This window comes from Stenotrophomonas daejeonensis (assembly GCF_001431505.1).
In the GTDB taxonomy this organism is placed as follows: Bacteria; Pseudomonadota; Gammaproteobacteria; order Xanthomonadales; family Xanthomonadaceae; genus Stenotrophomonas; species Stenotrophomonas daejeonensis.
On the sequence record NZ_LDJP01000059.1, the window covers coordinates 1 to 26,483 of the forward strand.

The window sequence follows — 26,483 nt, forward strand, 5'->3', positions numbered from 1 at the left end:
CGCGGAGCGGGGGTTGGGATGAGGGGTAAACGGAGTCCGGATGTTCAATCGCCGGCTTACTCCGGCGCACTCTCCGCATCCTGCAACGCCGCGCTCTCGGCCCCGGTGGCTTCCTCCACCGCCGCCTTCGCCGCCTGTGCCTTCTCCAGCGGCTGCGCGATGGCATCGCGCATCGCGCCGGCCTGCGGCTCGGGCGGGCGCTCGGTATCCGGCGGCTGCGGCCTGCCGCAGGCGGCAAGCAGGACCATCGACAACATCGGCAGGCAGTGACGCGCTTTCATCGGCAAGCTCCGGCGGAAACCTGCCCCATCCTGACACAAGCACTGCAAGCGGATGGCCTACCTTGCCTCCCCGTTTGTCGGCACCGGTTTGAACACCACGTTCAGCAGCGACAGGTAGCCGCCCTTGCCATCGCTGTTGCCGATGTACAGCAGGGTGACGTCCTGCCCCGGCGCCTGCCACCGCGCCTCGCGCTCGGGTGCCTGCGGATCGTCGAGGAAATCCTCGCTGCGCGATGGCGGGCCGTGGTGGGCGACCAGCTCGGCCAGCACCGCGTCGTAGGCGGCCAGCGCCTCGTCCGGCGGCAGGTCGCGGCGCGCCAGGCCCAGCGTCAGCTGCGACAGCGCGCCGTCCCGGTAATAGGCATGCCCGGTGAAGCCGTGGCCGCCCAGTTGCAGGCCCTCGATGCGCACCCGCTCCAGGTCGCCGCGGTACAGGGACTGGGCCGGCTCCGGCACCACCGCACCGGGCACCGATGCCAGCAACTGCTCCACGTTCATGCCGGCATCCACGCCGCCGAACAACGCCTGCGCATGCGGCGCACCGCTTGGGTAAGGCAGCGTGGCGGACAACAGGACCAAGAGCGGGCCGCGGATGCGGGGCATGGCATTGCCGGTGCGGGGGTGGACGCTATGCTACGACGCATGGACACGAACCGCTGGCGGCTGGACGGACAGACCGCATTGATCACCGGCGCCAGTGCCGGCATCGGCCTGGCGATCGCGCGCGAACTGCTCGGCTTCGGTGCCGACCTGCTGCTGGTGGCGCGCGATGCCGACGCGCTGGCACAGGCGCGCGACGAACTGGCCGACGAGTTTCCCGGCCGCGGGATCCACGGCCTATCCGCCGACGTCTCCGGCGACGAGGACCGCCATGAAATCCTCGACTGGGTCGAGGATCACGGCGGCCTGCAACTGCTGGTCAACAACGCCGGCGGCAACGTCACCCGGCCGACCAACGACTACAGCGAGGACGAGTGGCGCGGCCTCTTCGAGACCAACCTGTTCTCCGCGTTCGAGCTGTCGCGGCTGGCCCACCCGCTGCTGACCCGGCACGCGAGCTCGGCCATCGTCAACATCGGCAGCGTCTCCGGCCTTACCCACGTGCGAAGCGGCGTGGTCTACGGCATGACCAAGGCGGCGCTGCACCAGATGACCCGCAACCTGGCCTGCGAATGGGCCGAGGACGGCATCCGCGTCAACGCGGTGGCGCCGTGGTACATCCGCACCCGCCGCACCTCCGGCCCGCTGTCCGACCCGGACTACTACGACGAGGTGATCGCGCGCACGCCGATGCGCCGCATCGGCGAACCGGAGGAAGTGGCCGCCGCGGTCGGCTTCCTGTGCCTGCCGGCGTCGAGCTACGTCACCGGCGAGTGCATCGCGGTGGATGGCGGGTTCCTGCGTTACGGGTTCTGAGGGGCTTGACCGGCACGGGAGGGCACCAGCCGGTCAGCGGCCGGGCATGCGGCTGATCCCGGCCCGGCTGATTTGCGGTGAGCCGCACATGCTTCAAGGCAGCCCAAACCCTTGCCCAGTCAGCGTTTGGGGACTTGGATAGCCTGTGCTCGGAGGAGCCGGCCCAATCTCACGGAAATTCCAATTTTCGTAAAAATTGCATTACTCTCCGTTCATCAGGCGCTCATTATTTGTTCGTTCAGGTTGGGCGCCTGCTTGGTTGATGGCAACACTTTTGAACTTCACGGAGAGAGTCACGAATGGTTACTCATCACGGTTTCAATGTGTTTTCCAAGGGCGTGAGGCGTACCGCGCTCAGCATGGCACTCAGCATGTGCTTCGTCGGCGCGGCCATCGCGGATACCGGCGGCCTGCGCATCACCATCCGCGGTTCGGATGGCCCCGTCGCCGGTGCGACGGTGAAGATCAGTTCCCCCAGCAGCCTCATCAGCAAGACCGCCACGACGGCCGCCGACGGCACCGTGCGCGTCACCGGCCTCGACCCGGCCACCAACTACACGGTGGAGATATCGGCCACCGGCTACAACGACTTCAGCGCCAGCAACGTCGCGGTGGTCAGCGGCAAGGACCTCAGCCTGGGTTACGCGCTGGGCGGCGGCGGTGGTGACAGCGGCAACGGCGCGATCAATCTCGATGCGATCATGGTGACCGGTTCGGGCCTTGCCGCCATCGACACCACCTCGGCCGTGGTCGGTACCACGCTGACCCTGGACATGACCGAGTCGCTGCCGACCGCGCGCAGCTACCAGAGCTATCTGCAGCTGGTGCCAGGCGTGAAGCCCTCCGTGGGCGGCAACCCGGCGTCGAAGTCCGGCGTGAACTACTCCGACATCGGCGGCGCCGTCGGCTCCTCGACCGACAACCTCTACTACATCGACGGCGTCAACGTCACCGACCCCTCGACCGGTACCTTCGGCTCCAACCTGAACTCCGAGATCATCCAGGAAATGCAGGTGCTGACCGGCGGCATCCCCGCCGAATACGCCGGTGGCCAGGGCCTGATTTCCAAGGTCATCACCAAGTCCGGCAGCAACGAGTGGCATGGCTCGGTCAACTACTACCTGCAGAACGACAGGCTGGTTTCCAAGAACAAGCACCTGGACGACTCCAGCTTCTCCACCTACGACACGGCCGTCACCCTGGGCGGCCCGATCATCAAGGACAAGCTGTGGTTCTTCGCCTCCTACCAGCGCGTCAACCGAGAGGAGGACGTGGTCGATCCGGTCACCCAGGACGTCATGCGCACGGTGAAGCAGGACAGCGACCGCAGCTTCGGCAAGCTGACCTGGCAGTTGACGGACCGCGACCGCCTGACCGCCACCTTCTTCAACGATCCGCTGGATCGCAGTGGCTCGCTCGATCCCACCGTGCCGAACAACCGCGACCTTACCCGCAAGCAGGGCGGCAACAACTACAAGTTCGAGTACTCCCACGACTGGGACAACCTGGGCCTGGACGTGTATGTGAACAAGCACGAGTCGGAGCTTTCCCAGTTCGCCGCGAGCAATGATCCGTTCAACAACGTGGCCTTCCACAATGGCCTTGACGGGGCAAGCAATACCGACATCAACCGCGGCGGCACGGGCTCCAACCTGATCACCAACCGCGACTCCAAGGAGTTCGGTGCCAGCCTGGATTACCTGCTGAGCACCAACTGGGGCGACCACACCTTCAAGGCGGGCTTCCTGAAGGGCGAGGGCACGTACGAAGAGCAGACCGTCTATCCCGCCGGTCCCCGCTATACCTCCATCAGTGCGGGGGATTCGGGCACGACGGTGGGCGAGTACATGGGGCAGGGCGGTTACGCGTGGCGAGGGCCCCGCGCCATTTCCTCCACGGACATCAGCCGGCTCATGGCCGCCACCGGCCTGAGCCAGGACGATCTGCTGGCGAAGACCTTCACCGATACCACCGGCAATCCCTACGACCAGGTCAACGTCTACCGCATCCTGCAGTCGGAGAACGAGGGGCTTGCGTACACGGTCAAGTCCAAGCAGACCTCGTTCTACCTGCAGGACAGCTGGACCCTGGACAAGTTCTCGGCCAACGTCGGTGCCCGCGCCGAGCGCACCGAGTTCGTCAATTCGGCCGGGACGTCGATCCACAAGTTCGACTGGAACATCTCGCCGCGCATCTCGCTGGCCTACGACATCAATGGCGACGGCCGCAGCAAGGTCTGGGCCTACTACGGCCGCTACTACGATCCGATCCGTGCGGACATGGCGGACTTCGCCGGCGCGGTCACCGGCCCGACCTACGACGAGCAGATCAACATCGACGGCCAGTGGTACACCTTCCGCCAGCGCGGGCCGGGTGATGCCGCCATCGCGCCCAACATCAAGACGCCGTACACCGATGAACTCATGCTCGGTTACGCCACCAACTTCGGCCAGGACTATGCGTTCTCGGTGACGCTGACCAAGCGCGAAACCAAGGACATCATGGAAGACTACGACTTGGGGCTGTACTCCGACCCCGATGGCGTGGGCGCGGACAGCCAGGCTCCGGAAGGATCGTACTTCTACCTGCCGTATTCCTATTTCGGCTATGCGGACAATCCGGGCACGAACTACGTGCTTGGCACGCTGAAGGGCGGCAAGCGCGAGTACAAGGGCCTGGAAGTCACCCTGCAGAAGGTCAAGAGCAACAACTGGCAGGGCATGATGTCGCTCACCTTGAACGACGCGCACGGCAATACCAACTCGGACGGCAACGCCGACTACCAGGGCGACTGGATCGCGCTGGACCCGCGCGCTCCCAATGCGTGGGGCCCGCAGCCGGGCAACATCAAGCGGCAGTTCAAGGCCTTCGCCACCTACTACTGGGACTTCGGCCTGGAGCTCAGCGGCGTGTTCAACTGGAACAGCGGCACGCTGTTCAGCCGTACCTGGCTGACGTCCAGCCGCCACCTGCCGATGATGGATGACCCCTACGAGTACGAAGGCGTGACCGATACCTGGCTGACGGCCGGTTCGGTGGGCAGCGAGGAAAGCCCGTCCTATTCCACCCTGGACGTGCGGGCCAAGTACACCAAGGAGCTCCCGGTGGGCAAGATGGAAGTGTTCTTGGATATCTTCAACATCCTGAACAGGCAGAGCACGACCCGTGTGCAGGATCTCGTCGCGGGTGATGGCATCTACAACTTTGGCGAAGCCGTTGAATGGGTCGAGCCGCGCCGTGCCTACCTGGGCGTGCGTTACTCGTTCTGATGGTTGGACCCTTGTAGTACAGGCTCCCGCTTCGGAAGAGGCTTGAGCGGTTTCATCGGGGAGCCCCGCGTTGCTGAAACGCGGGGCTCTTCTTCTGGGCTCGGCTCATGGCTCCAACCCGGCCGGTCCTCCAGCCCGGAGTCCAGTTTCCGACGGAGAGGCGATGGGTTGGAAGAACACCTTGGCGAAGGAGCGATCGCCGGTGACCCGCAAGGTCAGGGAGCCGCATCGCAATCCCGTCCCAGTCGCGCCTCGATGCCGCGTTGCTCGCGCTTCAGTTCCTGCCGCTCGCTCTGCAGGGCGCTGTTGTAGCGGCGTATCAGCTCCCAGCGGCGGTCGCGCAGGCGGTCGCAGACTTCCTGCTGCGGCAGCGGGTGGCAACTATCGCGTATCCAGGTACCGCCGGCCACGACGGGGCCGGGCCGTGGATGCGGATGGCCGTGGCCGGGAGGCTGACCACCACGGATGGACAGCTGCCCGGAACCGAGGCTCAGGTTGCCGGAAACGCTGCCGCCGCTGCCGCGCGGCGGCGGGTAATGGCCACCGACCCACAGCGGTACCCAGCGCGGGTTGCCGATGCCGTCGTCGCTGAGGTAGCGCTCGCCGTCCGGGCCGACGCATTCGTACATGGGCTGCGGCGGCTGCACGGTGACGATGCGGACTTCGCGTTCGTTCGTGGCGGCGGCGGGAGCCGGTTGCGGCTGTGGTGGTGCGGCCGGTCGCGGCGGCGGGTCCTGCGGGCGCTGCATGTCCAGCACCTGCTGGCGGTGGGTGTCGTCGCAGGGCGTGGATTGCAGTGCCACCGTGCCATCGCTGGCCACGCAGCGGTAGACGCGCACGTTGCTGGCAGGCGGTGGTTCGGCGGCCAGCGCCACGGAGGGCGGCAGGATCAGGGAGCCGAGCAGGAGCAGGCGCGCATGCATGGGGCCATGGTGCCGCATCTGGCGGGCAACGGGTAGGAGCGCACCTTGGTGCGCGAAGGGCTTCCTCGATAAATCCCCATCGCGCACCAAGGTGCGCTCCTACGGAGGCGTCAATCGCGCAGGGTCTGCCCGGTGGCGGCGATGCGGATGCGGGTGGGCTGGGCCAGGCCACCGGTGGCGCCGTCGAGCAGGCCGTCCAGTTGCGCGAGCAGGGCCGGGTCGAGCTGTTCGCGGCTGCGCGCCGGAGGCTGGCCGGCAAGGTTGGCGCTGGTCGAGACCAGCGGGCCGCCCCAGGCTTCGCACAGGGCATGCACCAGCGGATGCGCGCTGACCCGCACGGCGACGCCGTCATGGGCGCCGGTGATCCAGCGCGGCGTGCGGGGGCCGGCCGGCACGATCCAGGTATTGGCGCCGGGCCAGCTGTCGAGCACGGCCTGGCGGCGGTCGTCGGCCAGTGCGTCCAGCCGCACCCAGCCGTCCAACTGCGCCACGGCGGCGGCGACCAGGATCATGCCTTTCTCGACCGGGCGTTGCTTGAGCGCCAGCAGCTTCATCACCGCCGCCTCGTTGGCAGGGTCGCAGCCAAGCCCCCAGACGGCTTCGGTCGGGTAGGCGATGACGCCGCCAGCGCGGAGGGTGGGTGGGGCGGTTTGTGGGGTCAGTTCGAGCATGGTGGGGCGAAGGGCGAGCAACGAGGGGAGAGTAGTGAGGAACGAGTGGGGTGGCCGTGAGCTGCACATTCCCGGTCAATCTCTCGGTAGCGCCCGACCGTTGGTCGGGCGGCGGCGCGCAGCGCCGTGAGGCTTTCATGAGGCTGGTGGATAGTGCCGACTAACAGTCGGCACTCACGGAGACTAAGGCCCTTCTCCCATCGGGGTGAAATGGACAGTTTGCGAACCACTGGTTCGCTGTTCCTCGAACGCCCTTGCGCTTGCGCAAGGGCCGGGGCGCGGGTTGAGGTGAGGGTGTAGCGGAACCCGTGATGGTTCGGTCAACCTGGCTTCGTTCGCCCCTCATCCGCCCTCCGGGCACCTTCTCCCGAGGGGAGAAGGTAGTAGTTACCGATTTTTCCTGCGCGCGTCATGCCTCAGAACGGCGGCGCGTCGTCAGCCGCTGCTGCTTTCTTCTTCACCACGGTCTTCTTCGCAGCAATTTTCTTGGTTGCGGTCGTCGTGGTCTTGGCAGCCGCCTTCTTCACCGCTTTCTTGGCCGGCGTTTTTTTCGCAGCGGCCTTCTTCGGTGCCGCTTCTTTCTTCACCGCGGCCTTCTTGGCGGCCGCCTTCTTCGCGCCGAAGCCCTTGCGCGCTGGCTTGCCGGTCTCGGCCATCAGCTGCTGCACTTCGGCCAGGGTCAGCGAGGCGGGCTCGCGGTCCTTGGGAATCTTGCCGTTGAGGGTGCCGTCGCTGATGTACGGGCCGAAGCGGCCATTGAGCACCTGGATGTCCGAGCCCTCGAACTCCTTGATGATGCGGTTGCGCGCGATCTCTTCCTTCTCCTCGACCAGGAAGATGGCGCGCGCCAGGTCGATCTTGTACGGGTCGTCCTCCTTCTTCAGCGAGGCATAGGTGCTGCCGCGCTTGGCGAACGGGCCGAAGCGGCCGATGCCCACGCTGACTTCCTCGCCATTGGCGTCGGCGCCGAGCTTGCGCGGCATGTCGAACAGCTTCAGCGCGTCGTCCAGCGAGATCGAATAGATGCTCTGGCCCGGCTGCAGCGAGGCGAACTTGGGTTTCTCCTCGTCCTCGACAGTGCCGATCTGCACCATCGGGCCGAAGCGGCCGATGCGCGCGCTGACTTCCTTGCCGCTCTTCGGGTCGGTGCCGAGCGTGCGGGAGCTGCCGGCGTCGGTGCGGTCCAGCGACTCGCTCTTGTCGCTGACCAGCTCCTTGAACGGGCCCCAGAACCGCTGCATCAACGGCACCCATTCCTCCTCGCCGCGCGACACCGCGTCCAGTTCGTCCTCGAGCTTGGCGGTGAAGTCGTAGTCGACGTAGCGGGTGAAGTGGCTGGACAGGAACTTGCTGACCGCGCGGCCCACGTCGGTGGGCTTGAAGCTGCGGCCCTCCATCTCGGTGTACTTGCGGAACAGCAGGGTCTGGATGATCGAGGCATAGGTGGAGGGGCGGCCGATGCCGTATTCCTCCAGCGCCTTGACCAGCGCCGCTTCGGTGAAGCGCGGCGGCGGCTGGGTGAAGTGCTGCTCGGCGGCGATGCGCTCCAGCGGCACGTTGTCGCCGGGCTTCATCGCCGGCAGCTTGCGGCCCTCGTCCTCGTCTTCCGCATTCTTGTTGTCCTTGCCTTCCTCGTAGACGGCCAGGAAGCCGGGCACCACCACGGTAGTGCCGCTGGCGCGGAACACGTGTTCGCTGCCGGCGGACAGGTCCACGCTGACGGTGTTGAGCGTGGCCGGGATCATCTGGCAGGCCACCGCGCGCTTCCAGATCAGCTCGTACAGCTTGCGCTCGTCGTCGCTGAGGAACTGCGCCACCTGCGCCGGCGTGCGCAGCGCCGAGGTCGGGCGCACCGCTTCGTGCGCTTCCTGGGCGTTCTTGCTCTTGGTGGTGTAGGTGTTGGGCTTGTCCGGCAGCGAGGCGGTGCCGTAGTCGCGGGCAATGACGTCGCGGATCTCGACCAGCGCGTCCTGCGACAGGTTCACCGAGTCGGTACGCATGTACGAGATCAGGCCGACCGTGCCCTCGTCGCCGATGGCCACGCCCTCGTACAGCTTCTGCGCCACCTGCATGGTCTTGCGGGTGGTGAAGCCGAGCTTGCGCGAGGCTTCCTGCTGCAGGGTGGAGGTGGTGAACGGCGGCGCCGGGCGGCGCTTGCGCTCCTTGCTGGCCACGTCGGTGACGTGCAGCCGGCCCTGCGCGGCCTGCTGGATGCGCAGCCGCGCGGCCTCGGCGGTGTCGCCGTCGGTGATGGTGAACTGCTCGAACTTCTGCCCGTCAAGCTTGATCAGCTTGGCCGAGAAATGCTGCGTCGGATGCGCGCATTCGGCGCCGATCGACCAGTATTCGCGCGCCTTGAACGCTTCGATCTCTTCTTCGCGCTCGACGATCATGCGCAGCGCCGGGCTCTGCACGCGGCCGGCGGACAGGCCGCGCTGCACCTTGCGCCACAGCACCGGCGACAGGTTGAAGCCGACCAGATAGTCCAGCGCGCGGCGCGCCTGCTGCGCGTCGACGAGGTCGGCGGCGATGGCACGCGGCTGGTTCATCGCTTCCTTGATCGCGCGCGGGGTGATTTCGGTGAACACCACCCGCTGCATCGGCTTGTCCTTGAGCAGCCCGCGTTCCTTCAGGATCTCGGCGATGTGCCAGCTGATCGCCTCGCCTTCGCGGTCCGGGTCGGTCGCCAGGAAGATGTCGTCGGCACCCTTGGCCGCCTTGGCGATGGCCTCGACGTGCTTCTCGTTCTTCTCGATCAGGTCGTAGCGCATCGCGAAGCCGTGGTCGGGATCGACCGCGCCTTCCTTCGGCACCAGGTCGCGCACATGCCCATACGAGGCCAGGACGGTGAAGTCCTTGCCGAGGTATTTGTTGATCGTCTTGGCCTTGGCCGGCGATTCGACGATGAGCAGGTGCTTGGGCATGTCGTTGCTTTCTTGGGGCGGGGGTGCCCCGGTGGGGCGCTAGGGTGGCGCAAACGCGCCCGTTAGTGAAGCCGATTCGGCCGTGATGGATATGCCGACGCCCGGGCAGGTGCCCGGGCGTTCAGCTTTCTTCCTTTTCTAGAGGAATCATGCCGGGGTGGGCGCTGTCAAGCACCCGCGGCCGGCGCCTCAGCGGCCGTGGCTGGCGAGGATGCCGAACAGGGCCACGATGCCGATGATGCCGACCAGCATCAGCAGGCCGAAGATCGACAGCACCACGATGGTCACCGTGCCCAGCCCGCGCTGCTGCCATTCCGGGCGGTTGGTGAAGGCCCACTTGTCCACCACCAGGGTGTCGCAGATCATGTCGTGCACGCCCTGCTTGCGCTCGGTGAAGGCCACCATCAGGCCGGCGATGAACATGCCCAGGCCGCAGGTGACCAGGGTGAACAGGATCAGGGCGATGTAGCGCAGGAAGCTGCGCCAGAAGCTCAGGCGCTCGCCGTTGCCGCGCACCACCTTGATGCCCACCGCCATCTTGCCGAGGCTGGCCATGCTGCTGGACGACTGCATCCAGCCGAAATACAGCGCCGGCACCAGGATGCTGATGGAGTACTGGGTCACCATGAAGCCGATCGACACGCCGGCGCCGGCCAGCTCGGACTGCGCCAGCGCGCTCATGCTCAGGCCGAACACCAGGAACAGCGGGATCAGCAGCGCATACGAGGCCACGGCGGTGACGATGCTGTCGATGCACGAGGCGGCAAAGCGCCGCCACAGCCCGGCGTGGACGATTTCCCCGCCCTGTACCGCCGAACTCCGTTCCTCCAGCGTGGCCGCCGACGCGGCATAGGGAGTGTAGGTGGCGGTACCGTTCTCGATGGCGGTGTAGTCCGCGCGCAGGTCGATGCCGGTATTGGCCTGCACCAGCAACTGCAGCTCGTCGGCCATCGCCGAAAGCGGCTTCCATTCCATCATGCCCTCGCACCAGACCAGCGTGGACAGGTCCAGTTCCCCGCTTCGGAACTTGTCGCGGATGACGCCCGCGTCCACCGGGCCGTGCCGCTCGCGCCGGGCATCGGCGTAGTACCACTCGCTCATCTCTTGGTTTTCCCCGGAAAGAATTGATTTGTGCCCGGCATCAGCCGCGGCAACCCGTGGGCAGGAACTTGTCTGCCACGTCGGAGCTGCATTGCCACGTGCCGGTGTCGCTATCGTAGTCGAGCCAGATCGCCTTGCCATCGAGCGCGTCGCGGCCGGGGACGTGCAGGCGCGCCTCGATGCCGCAATGCCCGTTCCCGAAACGGCCGACGCGCACCGAGGCCACCTCGCCGGCGGCCAGCGCTTCCGGTTCGCCGAAGCCGTCGTCGCCATTGACCGGGCAGCGGCCGTGGGCCTGCGCGAAGGCCGCCACTTCGGCCTGCAACGGCAACAGCTGGCCGTAGGCGATGGCGGTTTTCGAGCGCTGCACGTACTCGGCATAGGCCGGCACCGCGATGGCCGCGAGGATGCCGGCGATGGCGACCAGCACCACGCCGACCACCGCGACGACGATGCCGACGATGGCGCAGCCGGACAGGCCCGGTTTGGCAGGGGGCGTGGATATGACCGGGGCGGCCGGGGGCAGGTGCTGCACCGGCGGCGGCAATGGCGGCGCGGCGGGGCCGGCGGAAGACGGCGTGGCCTCGTCCAGCCCCAGCTCGGCGGCGAAGTTGCGCAGCGGCTGCCAGTCGCCGGCACCTTCGCGCCAGACCAGGGTATCGCCGACGATGCGGTCGGAACGGAACAGTTCGACGATGTTTTCGGCAGGCAGCGGGCCGCGGCGTTCGCGGTTGTCGTCGGCGTAAAACCACTGGCTCACGGGGATTCCTTTGGTGTCAGTGCCGGGTTTTCCCTTCTCCCTTCGGGAGAAGGTGCCCCGAAGGGGCGGATGAGGGTACGAGCGAAGCCTCAAGGAGTTGGGTGCTGCGAGGCTTCGCCCGCACCCTCACCCCAACCCCTCTCCCGGTGGGAGAGGGGCTTCAGGTTGTTTCAGTGCAGGGGTTCGGGTTCGTCGACGAACATCTGGGTTTCCATCCAGGCGTAGGCGGCTTCCGCGCCAGGCTGGTTGAACAGCACCATCAAGACCACCCACTTCAGGTCGTCCAGGTCCAGCTCGTCCTGGTCCAGCGCCATCGCCCGGTCCAGCACCAGCTCGCGCTGGTCGGCGTCGAGGATGCCCTGCTGCTCGAGGAACAGCAGGAAGCCGCGGCATTCCACGTCCAGCTTGTCCAGCTCGGCGCCGTGGAAGATGCGCACCGGCCCGGCGACGCGTGGCCGGGCCACGGCCGGGCGTTGTTCGGCCAGGGCGTCGAGCCAGTCGAAGGCCTTGTTGATCTCGGTCGGGCTGAAGCCGGCCTGGATCAGCCCGGTCTGCAGGGAATCGCGGTCGCGGACCGGGTCGGCATCCTCGCTGAAATAGTGTTCGAACAGGTACAGCAGGACGTCCAGGATGCTCTCTTTCATTGCCCTCGGCCTGCGCCAACGGCGCTGTGGAGGTGAAGAACCTCAGATACGGGTATAGCGGCCGTGGGCGGCCGATACCTTACCTTCCAGTTCCATGACCAGCAGCATGGAGGACAGGCTGGCGGCCGTCAATCCGGTGCGTTCGATCAATGAATCCATACCGGTTGGGTCGTGACCCAGCGCTTGCCACAAGCGCTGGTAGTCCGGGTCCGGCGGGGGTGGGGCCGGAAGCGGTGCTTCCGGGTCGCTCTGGATGGGGGCGTGCAACCGCTTTTGCAAGGCGCCGGCCAGTTCCCCGGCCAGGTTGGCCACCTCGTCGAGAACGTCCCCGGCGCCTGTCACCAGCGTTGCGCCATCGCGGATCAGGCGGTGGCAGCCGCGTGCCATCGGGTTGTGGATGGAGCCGGGCACGGCGAACACCTCGCGCCCGGCCTCGGCGGCGAGCCGGGCGGTGATCAGCGCGCCGGACCGCTCGGCGGCCTCGATCACCAGCGTGCCCAGCGTCAACGCGGCCAGCAGCCGGTTGCGCGCGGGGAACTGGCCGCCGCGCGGTGGCGTGCCCGGCGGGTATTCGCTGACCACCGCACCGTTGGCGGCCACCTGCTCCTGCAGCGGCCCGTGGTGGCGCGGGTAGGCGATGTCCGGACCGGTGCCGATCACCGCGAAGGTGCCGCCATCGCCGGTCAGGGCGGTCTGGTGGGCGATGGCGTCCACGCCGGCGGCCAGCCCGCTGCCGATGGCGATGCCGGCGGCGGCCAGCGCGGCGGCGAATTCGCGCGCGTTGTCGCGGCCGCCGGCGCTGGGGTTGCGGCTGCCGACCACCGCAATTGCCGGCCGCCACAGGCGGGTCGGGTCACCATCGACGAACAGCGCCGGTGGCGGATTGGAGCTGTCGCGCAACAGGGGTGGATAGTCGGGATCGTGCCAGCCCAGCAGGTGGTGGCGCGGGTGCTGCAGCCAGCATTGCGCCCGTTCCAGCGCGGCGGCGTCGGGCGTGGCGAGGGCGCGGCATTGGCCGGGCGTGCAGCCGGCTTTGCGCCATGCGGTGGCAGTAGCCGAAAGGGCATGGGCGGCGTCGCCGCACTGGTCGAGCAGCGTGCGCAACGGCCGCAGCGGGCCGCCGGACAGGGCCAGCACCAGCAATGCATCGGTGTCGCCGGGGACGAGGGAAGCCATCGGCCGATGCTGGCGTGGATACGACGACGGCGCCCTGGGGCGCCGTCGTGATGCTGCGTGGGGTTTTGCCGCGACGCCTTACTGCGCGTCGGGATGCTTGAGCTTGTAACCAACGCGGGCCGGCTTGGTGCCTTCCATCACCAGCGCGTAGCTGACCTTGTCGAAGGTGCGGAACACCATCGCGTGGGCAGCGTATTCGTCCGGCATCGCCACGCGGCCGGCGCCATGCTTGAGGGCGTCGTCGGCGCGCGAGCTGGCCATGCCGGCGACCTGGTCGTTGACGTGGCGGCCGCTGCGCCAGATGGAGAACACGGTGCCGTTGTCGATGCCGTCGCGGGCGCCGGCGGAGATGGCGATAACGTCGCGCGGGCCGCCGGAGGTGAAGGTGTCGGTCACCGCCAGCACGCGGATGTCGCCGTCGGCAAGCGTGGTGTTCGGCGCGTGCGGGATGAACTGCAGGTCGTAGGGCTGGGCCTGCACCGGCACCAGCCGGTCGCCGGCGCGCACCTCGCGGCCGCTGTCCTCCAGCAGCAGGGTGGCGACCCCGGCCTCGCCCGCGGCCACGTGGGTCACGCTGCCGAGGTTGACCTGGGCCAGTTCGTAGCCGAGCAGTTCGCTGCGGTCGCTGCTGGCGACGTAGCTCTTCCACAGGTTGCCGCTGAACCGGGTGGCGTCGCCGCGGGCGTCGAGGTCGTCGCTGGGCTTGGGCTGGCCGTAGCGCACGGTCGGGCGCACCACCATGTAGCGCTGGCCGGGCTGGGTGTCGGGCAACCCACGCACGTAGGCCTGCTGGCCGGCGCTGGCGCGCAGGCGGCTGTCTTCCAGGCTGACCACGTAGGGCAGCTCCTTGAAGCCGTCGACGATGTTCAGGTTCTTCAGGAACGGTTCAACCGCCGACAGCGGCACCGCGTTGATCGGCGCGTCCTGGCGCGGGCCCGGCTCGACCTGCCCCTGCGGCGTCACCCGATCGAGGTAGGCCAGGCTCAGGACGTCGCCCGGATAGATCAGGTGCGGGTTCTGGACCTGCGGGTTGGCCTGCCATATTTCCGGCCAAAGCCACGGCTTCTTCAGGAAACGGGCGGCGATGTCCCACAGCGTGTCACCCTTCTTGACCACGTAGGTCTCGGGATGGGTGCCATTGGCTTCCACCGCCACGGCATAGGTCGTGACGGTCAGCAACGCGACGGCGGCGACCGTACGGAGTTGTTTCAGCATGATTGCGATCTGCCTGATTCCCCAACAGGTTCGCGCACTATAGTGCAGAACCCGGGGCGCCGGGCAAGCGCAGGCGCTAGAATTGGGACGTCCTGCCGAATTGCACGGCACAACCCCCATATCGGTAGCCCTTCATGGCCCTTTTGCCCATTCTCGAATTCCCCGACCCGCGCCTGCGTACCAAGGCCGCGCCGGTCGATGCCGCCGAGGTGACCACCCCGGCCTTCCAGCAACTGCTCGACGACATGTTCCAGACCATGTACGACGCGCCGGGCATCGGCCTGGCCGCCAGCCAGGTGGACGTGCACAAGCGCTTCATGGTCATCGACGTCAGCGAAGAGCACGACGTGCCGCAGGTGTTCATCAACCCGCGCATCGTCAGCGCCAGCGACGGCGGTCGCGTCTATCAGGAGGGCTGCTTGTCGGTGCCCGGCATCTTCGCCGACGTGACCCGCGCCGATGCCATCGTCGTGCGCTTCCTCGACCGCACGGGCACCGAGCAGGAACTGGCGGCCGACGGCCTGCTGGCCACCTGCATCCAGCACGAGATGGACCACCTGGATGGCAAGCTGTTCATCGACTACCTGTCCCCGCTCAAGCGCGAGATGGTGCGCAAGAAGCTGGCCAAGCAGCGCAAGCACGTGGCCTGACCGCCGGGAACGGGGAATCGGGGAACGGGGAATGATGTTTCCTTGAACCCGGTCGGCCGCTGCGGTTCCCCAGAGCCATTGGTTGCGCGCGACCGGGGGCGTCCGCGCCGTACCGTGGCGGTCCACGTGCACTTTCATTCCCCGTTCCCTGTTCCCCCATTCCCCGATCCATCACCATGAAAATCGTCTTCGCCGGTACGCCGGAATTCGCCGTTGCCTCGTTGGGCGCGGCCGCCCGCCAGCATGAAGTGGTGGCCGTCTACACCCAGCCCGACCGCCCGGCCGGCCGTGGCCGCGGGCTGATGCCCTCGCCGGTCAAGCTCGACGCGATCGCCCGCGGCATCCCGGTATTCCAGCCGGAAACGTTGAAGACGCCCGAGGCGCAGCAGCAACTGCGCGATTTGCAGCCGGACCTGATGGTGGTGGTCGCCTATGGCCTGATCCTGCCGAAGGCGGTGCTCGCCATTCCCACCCACGGCTGCTGGAACGTGCATGCCTCGCTGCTGCCGCGCTGGCGCGGTGCGGCGCCGATCCAGCGCGCGATCGAAGCCGGCGATGCCGAAACCGGCGTCTGCCTGATGCAGATGGAGGCCGGCCTCGATACCGGCCCGGTGCTGCTGAGCCAGCGCACGCCGATTGCCGATACCGATACTGGCGGGCTGCTGCATGACCGCCTCGCGGCGCTGGGCGCGCAGGTACTGTCCGACGGCCTGGGCCTGCTGCGCGCCGGGTTGAAGCCGGTGGCGCACCCGCAGCCGGCCGAAGGGGTCACCTACGCGCACAAGCTGGACAAGGCCGAGGCCAAACTGGACTGGGCGCAGGATGCCACCGTACTGGCGCGCAAGGTGCGCGCCTTCAACCCGTGGCCGGTGGCCGAAGCCATGCTGGCCGGCGAGCGCGTGCGCATCCACGGCGCGGTGGCCCTCGACGACAACCGCGGCAAGGCGCCGGGCACGGTGCTCGGTGCTTCGCGCGACGGCATCGACATCGCCTGCGGGCAGGGCGCGCTACGCCTGCGCGTGGTGCAGCGCGAGGGCGGCAAGGCGATCACCGCCGCCGACTACCTCAACGCACGCCGCGACCTGCAGGCCGGGAGCTGAGCGCATGGCGGGAACAGCAACCGGCCCCCGGGATGGCGGCGCCGCCCGCGTGCCCGGCGTGCAGACGCGGATGCTGGCGGCGAAGGTGCTGGCCGCGGTCGTCGGTCGTGGGCGTTCGCTGAAGGCCGAACTCGCGGCTACCCTGCCGAAACTGGCCGACAGCCGCGACCGTGCGCTGCTCGAAGCCATCTGCTTCGCCGCCCTGCGCCGCCGCAACGTCTACGAGCAGGCGCTGCAGCGCTGGTTGCAGAAGCCGCTGGGGTCGCGCGATGCCGACCTGATGGGCCTGCTGCTGGCCGGCTTCGCCCAGCTCGACGCGCTGGCGCTGCCGGCGCATGCGGCGTTGTCGGCCACGGTCGAGGCAGCGCGCGCGCTGGGCCGCGAGCGGCAGGCCGGGCTGGTCAACGCGGTACTGCGCCGTGCCCAGCGCGAAGGCTTTCCGCCCGCACGCGCCGAGGACGCGTGGCCGCAGTGGCTGCTGCGGCAGGTGCGACAGGACTGGCCGCAGCAGGCCGACGACGTCCTTGCCGCCAGCCTGCAGCCGGCGCCGCTGTGGCTGCGGGTCAACCGCCAGCGGTATTCGCGCGATGCCTATCTGCAGTTGCTGCGCGAAGCGGACATCGCCGCCGAGGCTTCGCCGCTGGCCGCCGACGCCATCCGGCTGCAGGTGCCGGTGGCGGTGAACGGCCTGCCGGGCTTCGCGCAGGGCGCGGTGTCGGTGCAGGACCTGTCCGCGCAGCAGGTGGCCGACGCGCTGGCGCCGGCGGCTGGCGCGCACGTGCTGGATGCCTGCGCGGCGCCCGGCGGCAAGTCGGCGCACCTGCTCGAACGCGACCCGACGCTGCGCCTGCTGGCGCTGGACGTGGATGCGCGGCGCCTGCAGCGCATCGGCGAAACCTTCGCGCGCACCGGCGTGGGCGCCCATGCCCGGGTGCAGGCCGCCGACGCCGCCGATACCGCCGCATGGTGGGATGGCGAACCGTTCGACACGGTGCTGCTGGACGCGCCGTGCTCGGCCACCGGCATCGTCCGCCGCCAGCCCGACGTGCTGCTGCACCGCCGCGCCGCGGACATCGATGCGCTGGTGGCGCTGCAGGCACGCCTGCTGGATGCGCTGTGGCAGGTGCTGCGCCCGGGTGGCGTGCTGCTGTATTCGACCTGCTCGATCCTGCGCCGCGAGAACCAGCAGCAGGTGGCGGCGTTCCTCGCGCGGACGCCGGATGCGCGCATCGACGCCCTGCCGGAAGCCTTCGGCCATGATGACGCGGGAAGCCGGCAGCGGCTCCCCGGCGAGCAGGATGGCGACGGGTTCTTCCAGGCGAGGTTGTTGAAGCGGCACTGAGCCTGCCGCGCTGCAGGTGGTTTTCATGGTGTTCGGCGGTGGGTTGGCGGTCAGGCTCCTGTCCGCATGCCCGCTATCATTTCGGCCTTGATGCCGGGGAACGGACGGCCCGCCGTGAGGGACGGTTCACCGCGCAGGAGTCAATGCGTACCAATGAGTCTGCTCCCGCCACCGCCCATTGTTCCCGACGCCCCCGGCCGGCGTTGGCGGCTGCTGCACCTGATCGCGACATCGGCGCTGTTCCTGTTGCCGGCCCTCGTGCTCAGCCTGCCCGCGAACCTGCTGCCGTTCGGCCTGCTGCTGGTGGTCACCAGCCTGTTCGGGATCGACTACCTGTGGCATGCCCGCCTGCCGGTGAAACCCGTCGTGCGCCTGCTGCTGGGGTTGGCGGTGGTGGTCGTGGCGCTGGGCATGGTGTCGGCCTGGGGCAGTGACCGCTCCGTGCGCGAGGTGGACAAGGTCTCCCGCTTCCTGGTCATGCCGTGGGCGGCGCTGTGGGTATGTGCGTTGCGACCATCCAGGCAGGCCTTGTGGTGGGGAGCGTGGGCAGGGTTGTTCGCCACACTGGCGATAGCGGTGGCCCAGGTGGCCGGTGGCCAGGCGCGTGCCGAGGCGTGGACCAATGCCATCGTGCTGGCCGACGTCTCGCTGGTGCTGATGGTCCTGCTGGTGTTCTGCCGCGCGCCCGGCCGTTGGGGCTGGATCGTGACCGGCATGGCCGCAGGAGGCTGCGTGATCCTGCTCAGCGGCAGCCGTGGCGCATGGCCGGCGATGCTGGCGTTGCTGCTGGCGCTGGTGTTTTCGTTGCGCTGGGGCCGCGGGCACGTCCGCCTGGCGATGCTGTCGGGCCTGGTGCTGGCCGTCGCCGTGCTGTTGCTGGCGGTACCCGGGTTGCGCGAGCAGACCCGGCTGGACGAGTTGCACAGCGATGTCCAGCGGCTGGAACGGGGAGACATGAATTCCTCGGCCGGTGCCCGCCTGGAACTGCTGAACGTGGCCTGGGATACCTTCCGCGAACGGCCGTGGACCGGGATCGGCATTGGCCATTTCGACAAGGCCATGCAGCGCCTGCCCGATTGCATGCGGCGGGTGAGCGGAAGCGAATCACGCTGCCATCTGGGGCATGCCCACAATGATGTCGCCGAGTGGGCGTCCACCCAGGGCATCCCCGGCCTGCTGTTGCTGCTGGCGGTGTATGGCCTGCCGTTGTGGCTGTTCGTCCGCCTGCACCGGCGCAGCGGCGAGGACGGCTTCCGTGGCCCGGCCGCGGCCGGGGTGATGCTGGTGGTCGCCTATGCGCTGTGCGGCCTGACCCAGTCGATGTTCGCCCACCAGATCACCACGGCCACGTACGCCACGCTGGTGGGGGTGTTGTGCGGCCTGTCGCTGGTCGAGGCCGCCGGGCGCAGGCTCAGGACTGAGTGCGCGGCGGGTCGGCCAGGGGCTGCCCGTTCTGCAGCAACCACAGCATGATGGTTTTCTGCCGCACGTAGTTGGCGCTGACGAAGGCTTCGATCAGTCCCGGCCAGCCGTCCAGGAAGCCGCGCTTGAATACGTAGCTGCGGAAGAAGCGCCAGGCGGGCGCCGCGACCAGCTTGCCCAGGCTGGCGCGCTTGCCGCGGCTGAACTCGTGTTCGGCCATCATCCTCGCGTATTTCTGCTTCTTGTCCAGCAATTGCAGGAAGCTGCGGTAGGGATGGTGCAGCAGGTCGCCCGGGAGCAGGGCGACCGGGCCATCCACCGTCACCGCTTCGTGTATCTCGCGGTCGCCGTGCCAGCCGCCGTGGCGGCGGTCGAACAGCCGCAGCACGCGGTCGGGGTAGGCGGTGCCGTGGCGCAGGAAGCGGCCGAAGTATTCCGAGCAGCGTGCGAAGCGGTAGCCGTTGCCGCGCGCGAAACCGGCACGGCGTTCGGCCTCGATGGCCGCGCGGAGCGTGGCGTCGATGCGTTCGTCCGCGTCCAGGCACAGGACCCAGTCGTGGCTGGCCTGCGCCACGCAGAACGCCTTCTGGCTGCGGAAGCCATCGAAGGCGCGCTGCAGCACGCGCGCGCCGGCCGCTTCGGCGATGGCCACCGTGGCATCGCCGGAGAATGAGTCCACCACGATGACCTCGTCGCAGAAACCCAGGGAGTCCAGGCAGGCACCGATCCTGTCGGCCTCGTTGTAGGTGATGATGCAGGCGGATAGTCGCGGTCGGGGGGTCATGTCGATGGCGAAGCGGGGGCATGTCGGGAGGGCGGAGGCATACTAGCGCCGTCTCATGTCGATGTCTGTGTACGAACGCTGTACTCTTGCGTGCTTTCCTTGCGGAAGGTGGAATGTCGCGTGCTTCCACAGGGCCCGGCGGTTGGTCAGCGGGGTGCCGGAACAATGGGAACCGGAAATGCTCAATCGACCACGCCGCTACCTTTTCTTCGTCGAACTCGACTACAGCTTCGAAATCCTGCGACCATTGCAGCAGGCCGCCCGGGCGCGTGGGTGTGAAGTAGCTTGGTTCCTCAATGGACCTGCCCCAGAGTATCTTTCCGAGGACGAATCCCTGCTGAAAACCGTGTCCGAAGTGCGGACATTCGCACCGGATGCCGTATTCGTGCCCGGCAATGAAGTGCCATTGTCGTTCCCGGGATTGAAGGTGCAGGTCTTTCATGGCTTGGGCATAGAAAAGAAAGGGCACTTCCGCATCAGGGGCATGTTCGATCTTTTTTGTACTTTTGGACCTTCCACGACTGGGCCCTTCAAACAGCTTGCTGTAAAGCATGGCTGGTTCAAGGTCGAAGAAACCGGTTGGCCGAAGATGGATCCATTGTTTGCAGCCGATGCCGAGGCCCGAACCGATGGCGTGAAGACAGTCCTCTATGCGCCGACGTTCAGCCCGGCACTGACATCAGCCCCGGCCTTGGCAGACGAGATAGCAAGAATTGCCAGAGAACGTGACTGGCACTGGATCGTCAAGTTCCATCCGAAAATGGAAGAGCGCTTCGCCGCGCCCATCCGGGCGATCGCCGCACCCAATTTCGAGGTGGTGGAAGAGGCGAGGATGCTGCCATTGTTGCGCTTGGCCGATGTGATGTTGACGGATACATCGTCGGCCGCGGCGGAGTTCATGCTTGCGGGAAAACCGGTTGTGACCTATCGCAATCGGGCTCCCGGTCCGCACCTGATCAACATCGTCCGTGTGGAAGAACTGGAGGGCGCTCTGGATATGGCTATGCGGGGCGAGGATCCCGCACGTCATGCGCGCGGGCGTTATGCGGAAGAAATGCACCCTTGGAACGATGGCCGTTCCAGCGAGCGGGTGTTGGACGCGGTGGAGAACATGCTGATCAATGGGCGCGCAGGGCTGGGGCGCAAGCCGCTGAACCTGTTGCGGCGTTTCAAGTACTGGCGCGTACTTCCGCGCTGATCGTGGGTGACATGCAATGGAAACTGCTGTTGGCGACCGGGACAGGGTGGTACTGACCTATGGCACGTTCGATCTGCTGCACGTGGGACATTTGAACCTGCTGGAGCGGTTGAAGGCACTGGGAGACCGCCTGGTGGTCGGGGTGTCGACGGACGAATTCAATGCCGGCAAAGGGAAGCGGACAATCATTCCATTCCCCGACCGGCTTCGTCTGGTGCAGAGCATGAAATGCGTCGATCTGGCCATTCCCGAAAGCTCATGGGAACAGAAGGTGGCGGACATCCGCCACCATGGGGTTTCCGTGTTTGGGATGGGCGCTGATTGGGCGGGCAGGTTCGATGACTTGAAGCAATATTGCGAGGTGGTGTATCTGCCGCGTACGGAAGACATCTCCAGCACCCATTTGAAACAGGCGCTGCGGGTACTGGGGAAGGAGCACATCGGCGAACTGCGTCAGGCGCTGGGGATCATTTCCTCCATCGTCGATCAGTTCGAATAAGCACTCCGACGGGAGGGCTCACCAGCGCAACCGCCGCCGCGCCATCTCCCTGCCGAGCCGCTCCATCAGTTCGCGCGCCTGCGCTTCTTCGAGGAAGCGCAGCCGCAGCGGTTGCGCGCCGAAGGCGCCGGCGGTGTCGAGGGTGAGCGTGGCGGTGCCGAAGCGGTGGTCCAGCGGTGAACGGTCCAGCCGCAGCGCCTGCAGCTTGTCCAGTTCGGCGATGCGCCACCAGCGGCTCCACCAGCCGCCGCGCACTGCCACCCGTCGCGCATCGATGCTGTAGGCCATGCGCGTGACCTGGCGGTGCGCGTTGAACAGCGACCACGGCAGCCACAGAAGCGGCAGCAGGCCCCAGCCGCCGAAACGCAGGCAGGCAAAGGCCGTCGCCACGCCGGTGACGAACAGCGCGGGCAGGCACAGCCGCCACCAGCCGCGGGTGGATACCGCCTGCCAGTGCGTCGGCGGCCACTGCACGCCGGGCAGCAGCCGTTGCAGCAGCGCATCGCAGGACGCCGGCGGTGCCAGCGGCACCAGTTCCTTCAGCGCCCGCCCGTCCTGCTCCCCGGTGCCGCCGCCGGCGATGTCCACGCGCAGCTGGCGACGCCGGAACAACCGGTGCAGCAGGCCTTCGCGCAGCGTCCATGCCTGGATGCGGCGCCGGGCGACGCTGCTGCGCAAGCGGGTGAGCAGGCCGCGCTCCACGGTCAGGCGCCGCTCCTGCTCGCTCAGGCGGAAGCCGTGGTACTGCACGATCGCCAGCGCGATGGACAACAGCCGCATCAGCACCAGTGCGAGCAGCAGCGCGAGCAGGCCGCCGGCAAGCAGCGTCGGCGTGGCCAGCTGCAGCCCGCTGGCATAGCCGAAGGCCTGGCGGCCCTGTTCGCGGATGAAGTCCTCGACCAGCTCGCGCGGGAACATCTGCCAGACGGCGCCGACCAGCGCGGCCATCACCACCATCGCGCGGTTGGAAATCAGCCCCTGCCGCACCAGCTCGGGCAACGGCAGCGTCAGCAGCACCTCGCTGGCCGGTTCGGCCGGGGCCTCGCCTGCGGCCGTGACGTGGCTGCCTTGGCGGATCAGCCGTTCCAGCTCCAGCGCCTGTTGCAGCCGCAGCACCCGCATCTCCGCCTCGGGCTTGCTGCCGGCCGCCGATTCCAGGCGCAGTTCGGCCACGCCGAACAGGCGGTGCAGCAGGTTCTGGTGGACGACGACGTTGTGGATGCGCGCGAACGGGATTTCGCGCCGGGTGCGTTCGAGGATGCCGCTGCGGATGGCCAGCGCGTCGCGGCCGATGCGGTACCGGTAGGTCAGGTATTGCAGCAGCGCGCTGGCGACCAGTGCCACCACCACCGCCAGCGTGACCAGTTGGAATGGCCATTGGCCGTCCTCGCGGCGGCTGCCGAAGAACAGCAGCGCCACCAGCGGCAGCAGGAACTGCTGCACCTGCTGCTGCAACGCGAACAGCCACGACCACGGGTGCAGCCGCTGCTCCTGTCCTTCCGCCGGTGGCCCGGGGTGGTTCACAGCGCGTCGTCGTGGTCGAGCTGGCGCGCGAGCCGGTCGCGCAGGCGTTCGGCGTCGGCCTGTTCCAGCCCGGCGATGGCCACGGTGTTCATGCGGGTGCCGGCGGTATGCACGACCAGCGTCGCCAGCCCGGCGGCGCGTTGCAGCGGGCCGCGGCGCAGGTCCAGGTGCTGTACGCGCGATATCGGGACAAGGCTTTCGCTGTGCCACAGGTGGCCGCGGCGCACGGCCAGCGCCTGCGCGTCCAGCCGCCAGAACGTGCGCCGGTGCCGGCGCCAGCCGAACCATGCACCGGCCAGGACACCGACGGCGATGCCGGCAAGGAGGGCCGGCAACGCCTGCGGAAGGCGCAGCACCAGCATCAGCAGGGCGCAGGCCATGCCCAGCATCAGCGCCATGCCCAGTCCGCTGCCGGCGGCGGCGAGCAACGCGCCGCGTGCCGGCAGCGGTTGCCAGGGGGCGTCGGGGGTGTCCGGGAGTTCGGGTGGGTGCATGGGGCTGCGGGAGGAACGAGTGGAGAGGAACGAGGAACGAGTAGAAGCGGGTTCGCGGCGTGAAGCAACCGCAATCAAAAAGGTTGTTCGCCCGATGGCGGGGAGCCGCTTCGAGCGATGCCAAGGGTGTGCCATCTCTTGTAGAGCGGGGCTTGCCCCGCTGAGGCTCAGCCGGGAATGCCTCAGCGGGGCAAGCCCCGCTCTACGGAACATCTGCGTGCCTGCCCCGCAATCGGGCGAACCATCAGAATGCCACCATCAAGCAGGAGCCCATCATTCCCGCGAAGGTGAAAATGAAGGATTCGGGAAAAGGCGACGAACAAAGGCGGCCGACGCTTGCGGCAATCGCTGTTGCCTTTGCTCGTTCCTCTCCACTCGTTCCTGCCTCACTGCGCGGCCATGATCAGCGCGTCCACGTCCAGGTGGTGGCCGGCGCGCGTGGCCTTGGTGCGCAGGTACTGCTCGTTTTCGGCGGTGATCTCGCCGGTTATCGGCACGCAGCCGAGCACCTCGATGCCGGCGTTGCGCAGGTGCTGCACCTTGGTGGGGTTGTTGGTCAGCAGCTGGATGCGCTGCACGCCGAGCGCGCGCAGCATCGCCACCGCGCTGCCGTAGCGGCGCTCGTCGGCGCCGAAGCCGAGCTGGGCGTCGGCGTCGATGGTGTCCAGGCCCTCGTGCTGGTAGCCGTAGGCGCGCATCTTGGCGGCGATGCCGGTGCCGCGGCCTTCCTGGTCCAGGTACAGCAGGATGCCGCCGCCCAGTTCCTTGAGCGTGCGCAGGCCGCGCCGCAGCTGGTCGCCGCAGTCGCACTTGAGCGAGCCGAACAGGTCGCCGGTCAGGCACGAGGAATGCACGCGCACCGGCACGGCGCCGGCCATGTCCGGGGAGCCGACGATCACCGCGACCTGGTCGCGCTGGGCCACGCCGCCGCGGAACACGGCGAACTCGGTCATGCCGATGTCGCGCAACGGCACCGGCGAGCGGGTGACAAGCTCGTAGTCCTGCCCGGCCTGGGTGGCGCCGCTGCGCAGGTCGGCCAGCGCCAGTTGCAGGCAGCCGTCGAACGGCGTCGCGCCCGCCGGCAGTTCCACCGATATCAGCGCCGGCAGCAGCAGGCCCAGGCGCGCGATTTCGGTGGCGGCGTCGTCGAGGTCGTCGCCCTCGTGCAGGCCGTCCCGCGGCGCGGTCGCATCGCGCAGCCAGGCCAGCGCCGGCAGTTGCCCGAAGTCGTGCCCGGCCAGCGCGATGCGGATGCCGTGCGCGGTATCCAGCCCCAGCGTGCGGGCACGCGGGGCGGTCAGGAACAGGTAGTGCCGCCCATCGGCCGCCGCGGCGAAGGCGGCGTAGCCGGCCGGGGAAGCGCTGTCCAGCGCCAGCGTGGCCAGCCGCCGTTGGCCGCCGGTGACCACCACCGGCCGCCCGGCGCGCAGCTCGGCGGCGGCGCGCTCGCAGCGGATGGCAGCGGTTTCGCCGAAGGTGCGGGAGGCTTGGGAGGGGAGCGAGGCGTTCATCGTGAACCTGATGGGGGCCGCCGGCCGGGGATTCAATCGCGGTGGCGGGTGGAACGGTGTGTGGCGCGCGGGCTCAGTGCGGATGCCGCGCGGTGGCGTAGGGGTTGGCTTCGCCGCTGCCGGGCGGGCGCAGGCTGTAGCGCTTGTAGGTCCATTGGTACTGCGCCGGGTCGCGCCGGGCGATGCGCTCGACGCCAGCATTGAGGGTCGTGGCGGCGGTTTGCGGATCGGGGTCGGCGATCCGTTCCGGCGCCGGTTCCACGTGCAGGGCGAACTGCAGGCCGGGGCCGGTGCGCTCGCACCAGGCGTAGAGCACGGTGGCGCCGGTACGCTCGGCCAGCCGGTTGACCAGGGTCATGGTCAGCGCCTGCACGCCGAAGAACGGCACGAACACGCCGTCGCCGTTCTTGGGCTGCTGGTCGGGCAGGATGGCGACCGTCCCGCCGTCCTTGAGCACCTTGAACAGCTGCCGCACCGCCGGGCCTTCGGCACGCACCTGGCGCACGTTGTCGCCGCCGCGCGCCAGCTGCAGGAAGGCGTTGCCGGCCGGGCTCTCGGGCGGGGCGTAAACGAAGGCGAACGGCCCACGCGAGGCCAGCCACTGGTTCAGCAGCTCCCAGTTGCCGTAGTGCGGGGCGACCACGATCACGCCCTTGCCGGAGGCCAGGGCCGCGTCGTACAGCTCGTGGCCGTGGCGCTCGCGCAGGTGGCGGGCAAGGTTGGCGGCGGGGTCGTGGGTCCACAGGTACAGCGTTTCCAGCGTCTGCCGGGCGGTGCTGCGCAGCACGTCGCGGTGCAGTCGCGCGCGCTGCGCGGCGGACAGTTCCGGGTAGGCCAGTTCCAGGTTGCGGCGGGTCACCCGGCTTTCCCTCGCGTCGATGCGCCGCCACAGCCATGCCGCGGCATCGGCCAGGGCGCGCAGCCACGACCACGGCAGGCCGGTCAGCGCGGCGGCAAGGCGATGATAGAGGCGGGCGGTGGTTTCCGGTTTCATCCGTGCAAGTCTAGCGGCTGCGCCCGGATGCCATGATGGGCGGCCCATCCCGCAGGAGTGTCCATGCTTGCCTTGATCCAGCGTGTTGCCCAGGCGTCGGTCAGTGTCGACGAGGCGGTGGTCGGGCAGATCGGCCCGGGCCTGCTGGCGCTGGTCGGGGTCGAACCGGGAGATGACGAGGCGGCGCTGGCGCGGATGGCCGAGCGCCTGCTCGGTTACCGGGTTTTCGCCGACGATGCCGGCAAGATGAACCTTTCCCTGCGCGATACCGGTGGTGGCCTGCTGCTGGTCAGCCAGTTCACGCTGGCCGCCGACACCCGCTCGGGCATGCGGCCCAGCTTCACCAGCGCGGCGGCACCGGCCGAGGCTGAACGGATTTTCAACCGATTGGTGGCGATCTGCCGTGAAAAACATGCCGCGGAGGTGGAAACCGGCCGTTTCGGTGCCCATATGGTGGTCAGCCTGGCCAACGATGGCCCGGTCACCTTCCTGCTCAAGGCCGGCGCCTGAACCGCCGCCCGTCGCCCGTGACGCCCGTGAAACCACCGCACGGCAGGCGTCCCGTGGCGCTGGTATAATAGTAGG

General features: G+C 68.1%; 24 protein-coding genes. 9 read left to right on the forward strand and 15 right to left on the reverse strand.

Features of this window, described 5'->3' with window-relative positions:
• Nucleotides 1–56 precede the first annotated feature (56 nt).
• Together ABB34_RS10260 and ABB34_RS10265 are read right to left on the reverse strand one after the other, a co-directional pair.
• Complete coding sequence (locus tag ABB34_RS10260; RefSeq protein ID WP_057641233.1) at nucleotides 57–281, reverse strand: hypothetical protein; 225 nt, start codon at nucleotides 279–281, stop codon at nucleotides 57–59.
• Nucleotides 282–338: 57 nt separating this feature from the next.
• Entirely contained in the window at nucleotides 339–884 is a 546-nt protein-coding gene (locus ABB34_RS10265; protein WP_057641234.1) for a hypothetical protein, read from the reverse strand.
• Between the two features lie 39 nt (nucleotides 885–923).
• Here ABB34_RS10265 and ABB34_RS10270 point away from each other — a divergent pair, with 39 nt between their 5' ends.
• Nucleotides 924–1,697, forward strand: coding sequence for an SDR family oxidoreductase (locus ABB34_RS10270; RefSeq protein WP_057641235.1), 774 nt, complete (start codon nucleotides 924–926; stop codon nucleotides 1,695–1,697).
• Nucleotides 1,698–2,056: 359 nt separating this feature from the next.
• Nucleotides 2,057–4,966: a TonB-dependent receptor gene (locus ABB34_RS10275; RefSeq protein ID WP_245625435.1), complete on the forward strand. Its 2,910-nt coding sequence runs from the start codon at nucleotides 2,057–2,059 to the stop codon at nucleotides 4,964–4,966.
• Between the two features lie 215 nt (nucleotides 4,967–5,181).
• Here ABB34_RS10275 and ABB34_RS10280 read toward each other — a convergent pair whose 3' ends face one another.
• The 8 genes from ABB34_RS10280 to ABB34_RS10315 form a co-directional block, all read right to left on the reverse strand.
• Nucleotides 5,182–5,889: a hypothetical protein gene (locus ABB34_RS10280; protein ID WP_057641237.1), complete on the reverse strand. Its 708-nt coding sequence runs from the start codon at nucleotides 5,887–5,889 to the stop codon at nucleotides 5,182–5,184.
• A gap of 110 nt (nucleotides 5,890–5,999) precedes the next feature.
• Entirely contained in the window at nucleotides 6,000–6,560 is a 561-nt protein-coding gene (gene tsaC / locus ABB34_RS10285) for an L-threonylcarbamoyladenylate synthase type 1 TsaC (protein WP_057641238.1), read from the reverse strand.
• A gap of 416 nt (nucleotides 6,561–6,976) precedes the next feature.
• A complete protein-coding gene (locus tag ABB34_RS10290) occupies nucleotides 6,977–9,484 on the reverse strand; it encodes a DNA topoisomerase I (protein ID WP_057641239.1) in 2,508 nt (835 codons plus the stop codon).
• 189 nt (nucleotides 9,485–9,673) lie between these two features.
• Complete coding sequence (locus tag ABB34_RS10295) at nucleotides 9,674–10,585, reverse strand: RDD family protein (protein WP_057641240.1); 912 nt, start codon at nucleotides 10,583–10,585, stop codon at nucleotides 9,674–9,676.
• 40 nt (nucleotides 10,586–10,625) lie between these two features.
• Nucleotides 10,626–11,345: a pilin gene (locus tag ABB34_RS10300; RefSeq protein WP_057641241.1), complete on the reverse strand. Its 720-nt coding sequence runs from the start codon at nucleotides 11,343–11,345 to the stop codon at nucleotides 10,626–10,628.
• A gap of 170 nt (nucleotides 11,346–11,515) precedes the next feature.
• Entirely contained in the window at nucleotides 11,516–11,989 is a 474-nt protein-coding gene (locus ABB34_RS10305; RefSeq protein WP_057641242.1) for a DUF494 family protein, read from the reverse strand.
• A gap of 42 nt (nucleotides 11,990–12,031) precedes the next feature.
• The gene (gene dprA, locus ABB34_RS10310; RefSeq protein ID WP_057641243.1) at nucleotides 12,032–13,165 is read right to left on the reverse strand and encodes a DNA-processing protein DprA; all 1,134 of its coding nucleotides are present in this window, start codon (nucleotides 13,163–13,165) and stop codon (nucleotides 12,032–12,034) included.
• Nucleotides 13,166–13,243: 78 nt separating this feature from the next.
• Nucleotides 13,244–14,380 (reverse strand): LysM peptidoglycan-binding domain-containing protein, encoded by a 1,137-nt coding sequence (locus ABB34_RS10315; RefSeq protein WP_057641244.1) that lies wholly within the window; start codon nucleotides 14,378–14,380, stop codon nucleotides 13,244–13,246.
• 134 nt (nucleotides 14,381–14,514) lie between these two features.
• On the opposite strand from ABB34_RS10315, the gene def reads away from it, so the two are divergent.
• The 4 genes from def (at nucleotide 14,515) to ABB34_RS10335 (ending at nucleotide 18,945) form a co-directional block, all read left to right on the forward strand.
• Nucleotides 14,515–15,030 (forward strand): peptide deformylase, encoded by a 516-nt coding sequence (gene def, locus ABB34_RS10320; RefSeq protein ID WP_057641245.1) that lies wholly within the window; start codon nucleotides 14,515–14,517, stop codon nucleotides 15,028–15,030.
• Nucleotides 15,031–15,206: 176 nt separating this feature from the next.
• Nucleotides 15,207–16,130, forward strand: coding sequence for a methionyl-tRNA formyltransferase (gene fmt / locus ABB34_RS10325; protein ID WP_057641246.1), 924 nt, complete (start codon nucleotides 15,207–15,209; stop codon nucleotides 16,128–16,130).
• Between the two features lie 4 nt (nucleotides 16,131–16,134).
• Nucleotides 16,135–17,472, forward strand: coding sequence for a 16S rRNA (cytosine(967)-C(5))-methyltransferase RsmB (gene rsmB / locus ABB34_RS10330; RefSeq protein ID WP_057641247.1), 1,338 nt, complete (start codon nucleotides 16,135–16,137; stop codon nucleotides 17,470–17,472).
• A gap of 153 nt (nucleotides 17,473–17,625) precedes the next feature.
• A complete protein-coding gene (locus ABB34_RS10335) occupies nucleotides 17,626–18,945 on the forward strand; it encodes an O-antigen ligase family protein (RefSeq protein WP_057641248.1) in 1,320 nt (439 codons plus the stop codon).
• Here the strand turns inward: ABB34_RS10335 and ABB34_RS10340 are convergent.
• Nucleotides 18,884–19,678 (reverse strand): glycosyltransferase family 2 protein, encoded by a 795-nt coding sequence (locus tag ABB34_RS10340; protein WP_057641249.1) that lies wholly within the window; start codon nucleotides 19,676–19,678, stop codon nucleotides 18,884–18,886. The two genes, ABB34_RS10335 and ABB34_RS10340, sit on opposite strands and share 62 nt — an antisense overlap.
• Nucleotides 19,679–19,856: 178 nt before the next feature.
• On the opposite strand from ABB34_RS10340, the gene ABB34_RS14925 reads away from it, so the two are divergent.
• Entirely contained in the window at nucleotides 19,857–20,876 is a 1,020-nt protein-coding gene (locus ABB34_RS14925; RefSeq protein ID WP_161808907.1) for a CDP-glycerol glycerophosphotransferase family protein, read from the forward strand.
• 16 nt (nucleotides 20,877–20,892) lie between these two features.
• Nucleotides 20,893–21,375, forward strand: a complete 483-nt coding sequence (locus tag ABB34_RS10350; RefSeq protein ID WP_057641251.1) for an adenylyltransferase/cytidyltransferase family protein — start codon at nucleotides 20,893–20,895, stop codon at nucleotides 21,373–21,375.
• Nucleotides 21,376–21,393: 18 nt separating this feature from the next.
• Here the strand turns inward: ABB34_RS10350 and ABB34_RS10355 are convergent, their stop codons facing one another.
• The 4 genes from ABB34_RS10355 to ABB34_RS10370 all read right to left on the reverse strand — a co-directional run bounded on the left by ABB34_RS10355 (nucleotide 21,394) and on the right by ABB34_RS10370 (nucleotide 25,898).
• Complete coding sequence (locus ABB34_RS10355; protein WP_057641252.1) at nucleotides 21,394–22,899, reverse strand: PH domain-containing protein; 1,506 nt, start codon at nucleotides 22,897–22,899, stop codon at nucleotides 21,394–21,396.
• A complete protein-coding gene (locus ABB34_RS15255) occupies nucleotides 22,896–23,393 on the reverse strand; it encodes a PH domain-containing protein (RefSeq protein ID WP_057641253.1) in 498 nt (165 codons plus the stop codon). Before ABB34_RS15255 ends, ABB34_RS10355 begins: the two co-directional genes overlap by 4 nt.
• Before the next feature lie 386 nt (nucleotides 23,394–23,779).
• A complete protein-coding gene (gene ribA, locus ABB34_RS10365) occupies nucleotides 23,780–24,904 on the reverse strand; it encodes a GTP cyclohydrolase II RibA (RefSeq protein WP_057641254.1) in 1,125 nt (374 codons plus the stop codon).
• A 73-nt stretch (nucleotides 24,905–24,977) separates the two neighbouring features.
• Nucleotides 24,978–25,898, reverse strand: coding sequence for a lauroyl acyltransferase (locus tag ABB34_RS10370; protein ID WP_057641255.1), 921 nt, complete (start codon nucleotides 25,896–25,898; stop codon nucleotides 24,978–24,980).
• A 63-nt stretch (nucleotides 25,899–25,961) separates the two neighbouring features.
• On the opposite strand from ABB34_RS10370, the gene dtd reads away from it, so the two are divergent.
• Nucleotides 25,962–26,408, forward strand: a complete 447-nt coding sequence (dtd, locus tag ABB34_RS10375; RefSeq protein ID WP_057641256.1) for a D-aminoacyl-tRNA deacylase — start codon at nucleotides 25,962–25,964, stop codon at nucleotides 26,406–26,408.
• Nucleotides 26,409–26,483 lie beyond the last annotated feature (75 nt).

Excerpts from the sequence above, each read along its gene's own strand:
- ABB34_RS10260 (WP_057641233.1), bottom strand. The coding sequence starts at position 281 with ATGAAAGCGCGTCACTGCCTGCCGATGTTGTCGATGGTCCTGCTTGCC.
- ABB34_RS10265 (WP_057641234.1), bottom strand. The coding sequence starts at position 884 with ATGCCCCGCATCCGCGGCCCGCTCTTGGTCCTGTTGTCCGCCACGCTG.
- ABB34_RS10270 (WP_057641235.1), top strand. The coding sequence starts at position 924 with ATGGACACGAACCGCTGGCGGCTGGACGGACAGACCGCATTGATCACC.
- ABB34_RS10275 (WP_245625435.1), top strand. The coding sequence starts at position 2,057 with ATGGCACTCAGCATGTGCTTCGTCGGCGCGGCCATCGCGGATACCGGC.
- ABB34_RS10280 (WP_057641237.1), bottom strand. The coding sequence starts at position 5,889 with ATGCATGCGCGCCTGCTCCTGCTCGGCTCCCTGATCCTGCCGCCCTCC.
- tsaC (WP_057641238.1), bottom strand. The coding sequence starts at position 6,560 with ATGCTCGAACTGACCCCACAAACCGCCCCACCCACCCTCCGCGCTGGC.
- ABB34_RS10290 (WP_057641239.1), bottom strand. The coding sequence starts at position 9,484 with ATGCCCAAGCACCTGCTCATCGTCGAATCGCCGGCCAAGGCCAAGACG.
- ABB34_RS10295 (WP_057641240.1), bottom strand. The coding sequence starts at position 10,585 with ATGAGCGAGTGGTACTACGCCGATGCCCGGCGCGAGCGGCACGGCCCG.
- ABB34_RS10305 (WP_057641242.1), bottom strand. The coding sequence starts at position 11,989 with ATGAAAGAGAGCATCCTGGACGTCCTGCTGTACCTGTTCGAACACTAT.
- dprA (WP_057641243.1), bottom strand. The coding sequence starts at position 13,165 with ATGGCTTCCCTCGTCCCCGGCGACACCGATGCATTGCTGGTGCTGGCC.
- ABB34_RS10315 (WP_057641244.1), bottom strand. The coding sequence starts at position 14,380 with ATGCTGAAACAACTCCGTACGGTCGCCGCCGTCGCGTTGCTGACCGTC.
- def (WP_057641245.1), top strand. The coding sequence starts at position 14,515 with ATGGCCCTTTTGCCCATTCTCGAATTCCCCGACCCGCGCCTGCGTACC.
- fmt (WP_057641246.1), top strand. The coding sequence starts at position 15,207 with ATGAAAATCGTCTTCGCCGGTACGCCGGAATTCGCCGTTGCCTCGTTG.
- rsmB (WP_057641247.1), top strand. The coding sequence starts at position 16,135 with ATGGCGGGAACAGCAACCGGCCCCCGGGATGGCGGCGCCGCCCGCGTG.
- ABB34_RS10335 (WP_057641248.1), top strand. The coding sequence starts at position 17,626 with ATGAGTCTGCTCCCGCCACCGCCCATTGTTCCCGACGCCCCCGGCCGG.
- ABB34_RS10340 (WP_057641249.1), bottom strand. The coding sequence starts at position 19,678 with ATGACCCCCCGACCGCGACTATCCGCCTGCATCATCACCTACAACGAG.
- ABB34_RS14925 (WP_161808907.1), top strand. The coding sequence starts at position 19,857 with ATGCTCAATCGACCACGCCGCTACCTTTTCTTCGTCGAACTCGACTAC.
- ABB34_RS10350 (WP_057641251.1), top strand. The coding sequence starts at position 20,893 with ATGGAAACTGCTGTTGGCGACCGGGACAGGGTGGTACTGACCTATGGC.
- ABB34_RS15255 (WP_057641253.1), bottom strand. The coding sequence starts at position 23,393 with ATGCACCCACCCGAACTCCCGGACACCCCCGACGCCCCCTGGCAACCG.
- ribA (WP_057641254.1), bottom strand. The coding sequence starts at position 24,904 with ATGAACGCCTCGCTCCCCTCCCAAGCCTCCCGCACCTTCGGCGAAACC.
- ABB34_RS10370 (WP_057641255.1), bottom strand. The coding sequence starts at position 25,898 with ATGAAACCGGAAACCACCGCCCGCCTCTATCATCGCCTTGCCGCCGCG.
- dtd (WP_057641256.1), top strand. The coding sequence starts at position 25,962 with ATGCTTGCCTTGATCCAGCGTGTTGCCCAGGCGTCGGTCAGTGTCGAC.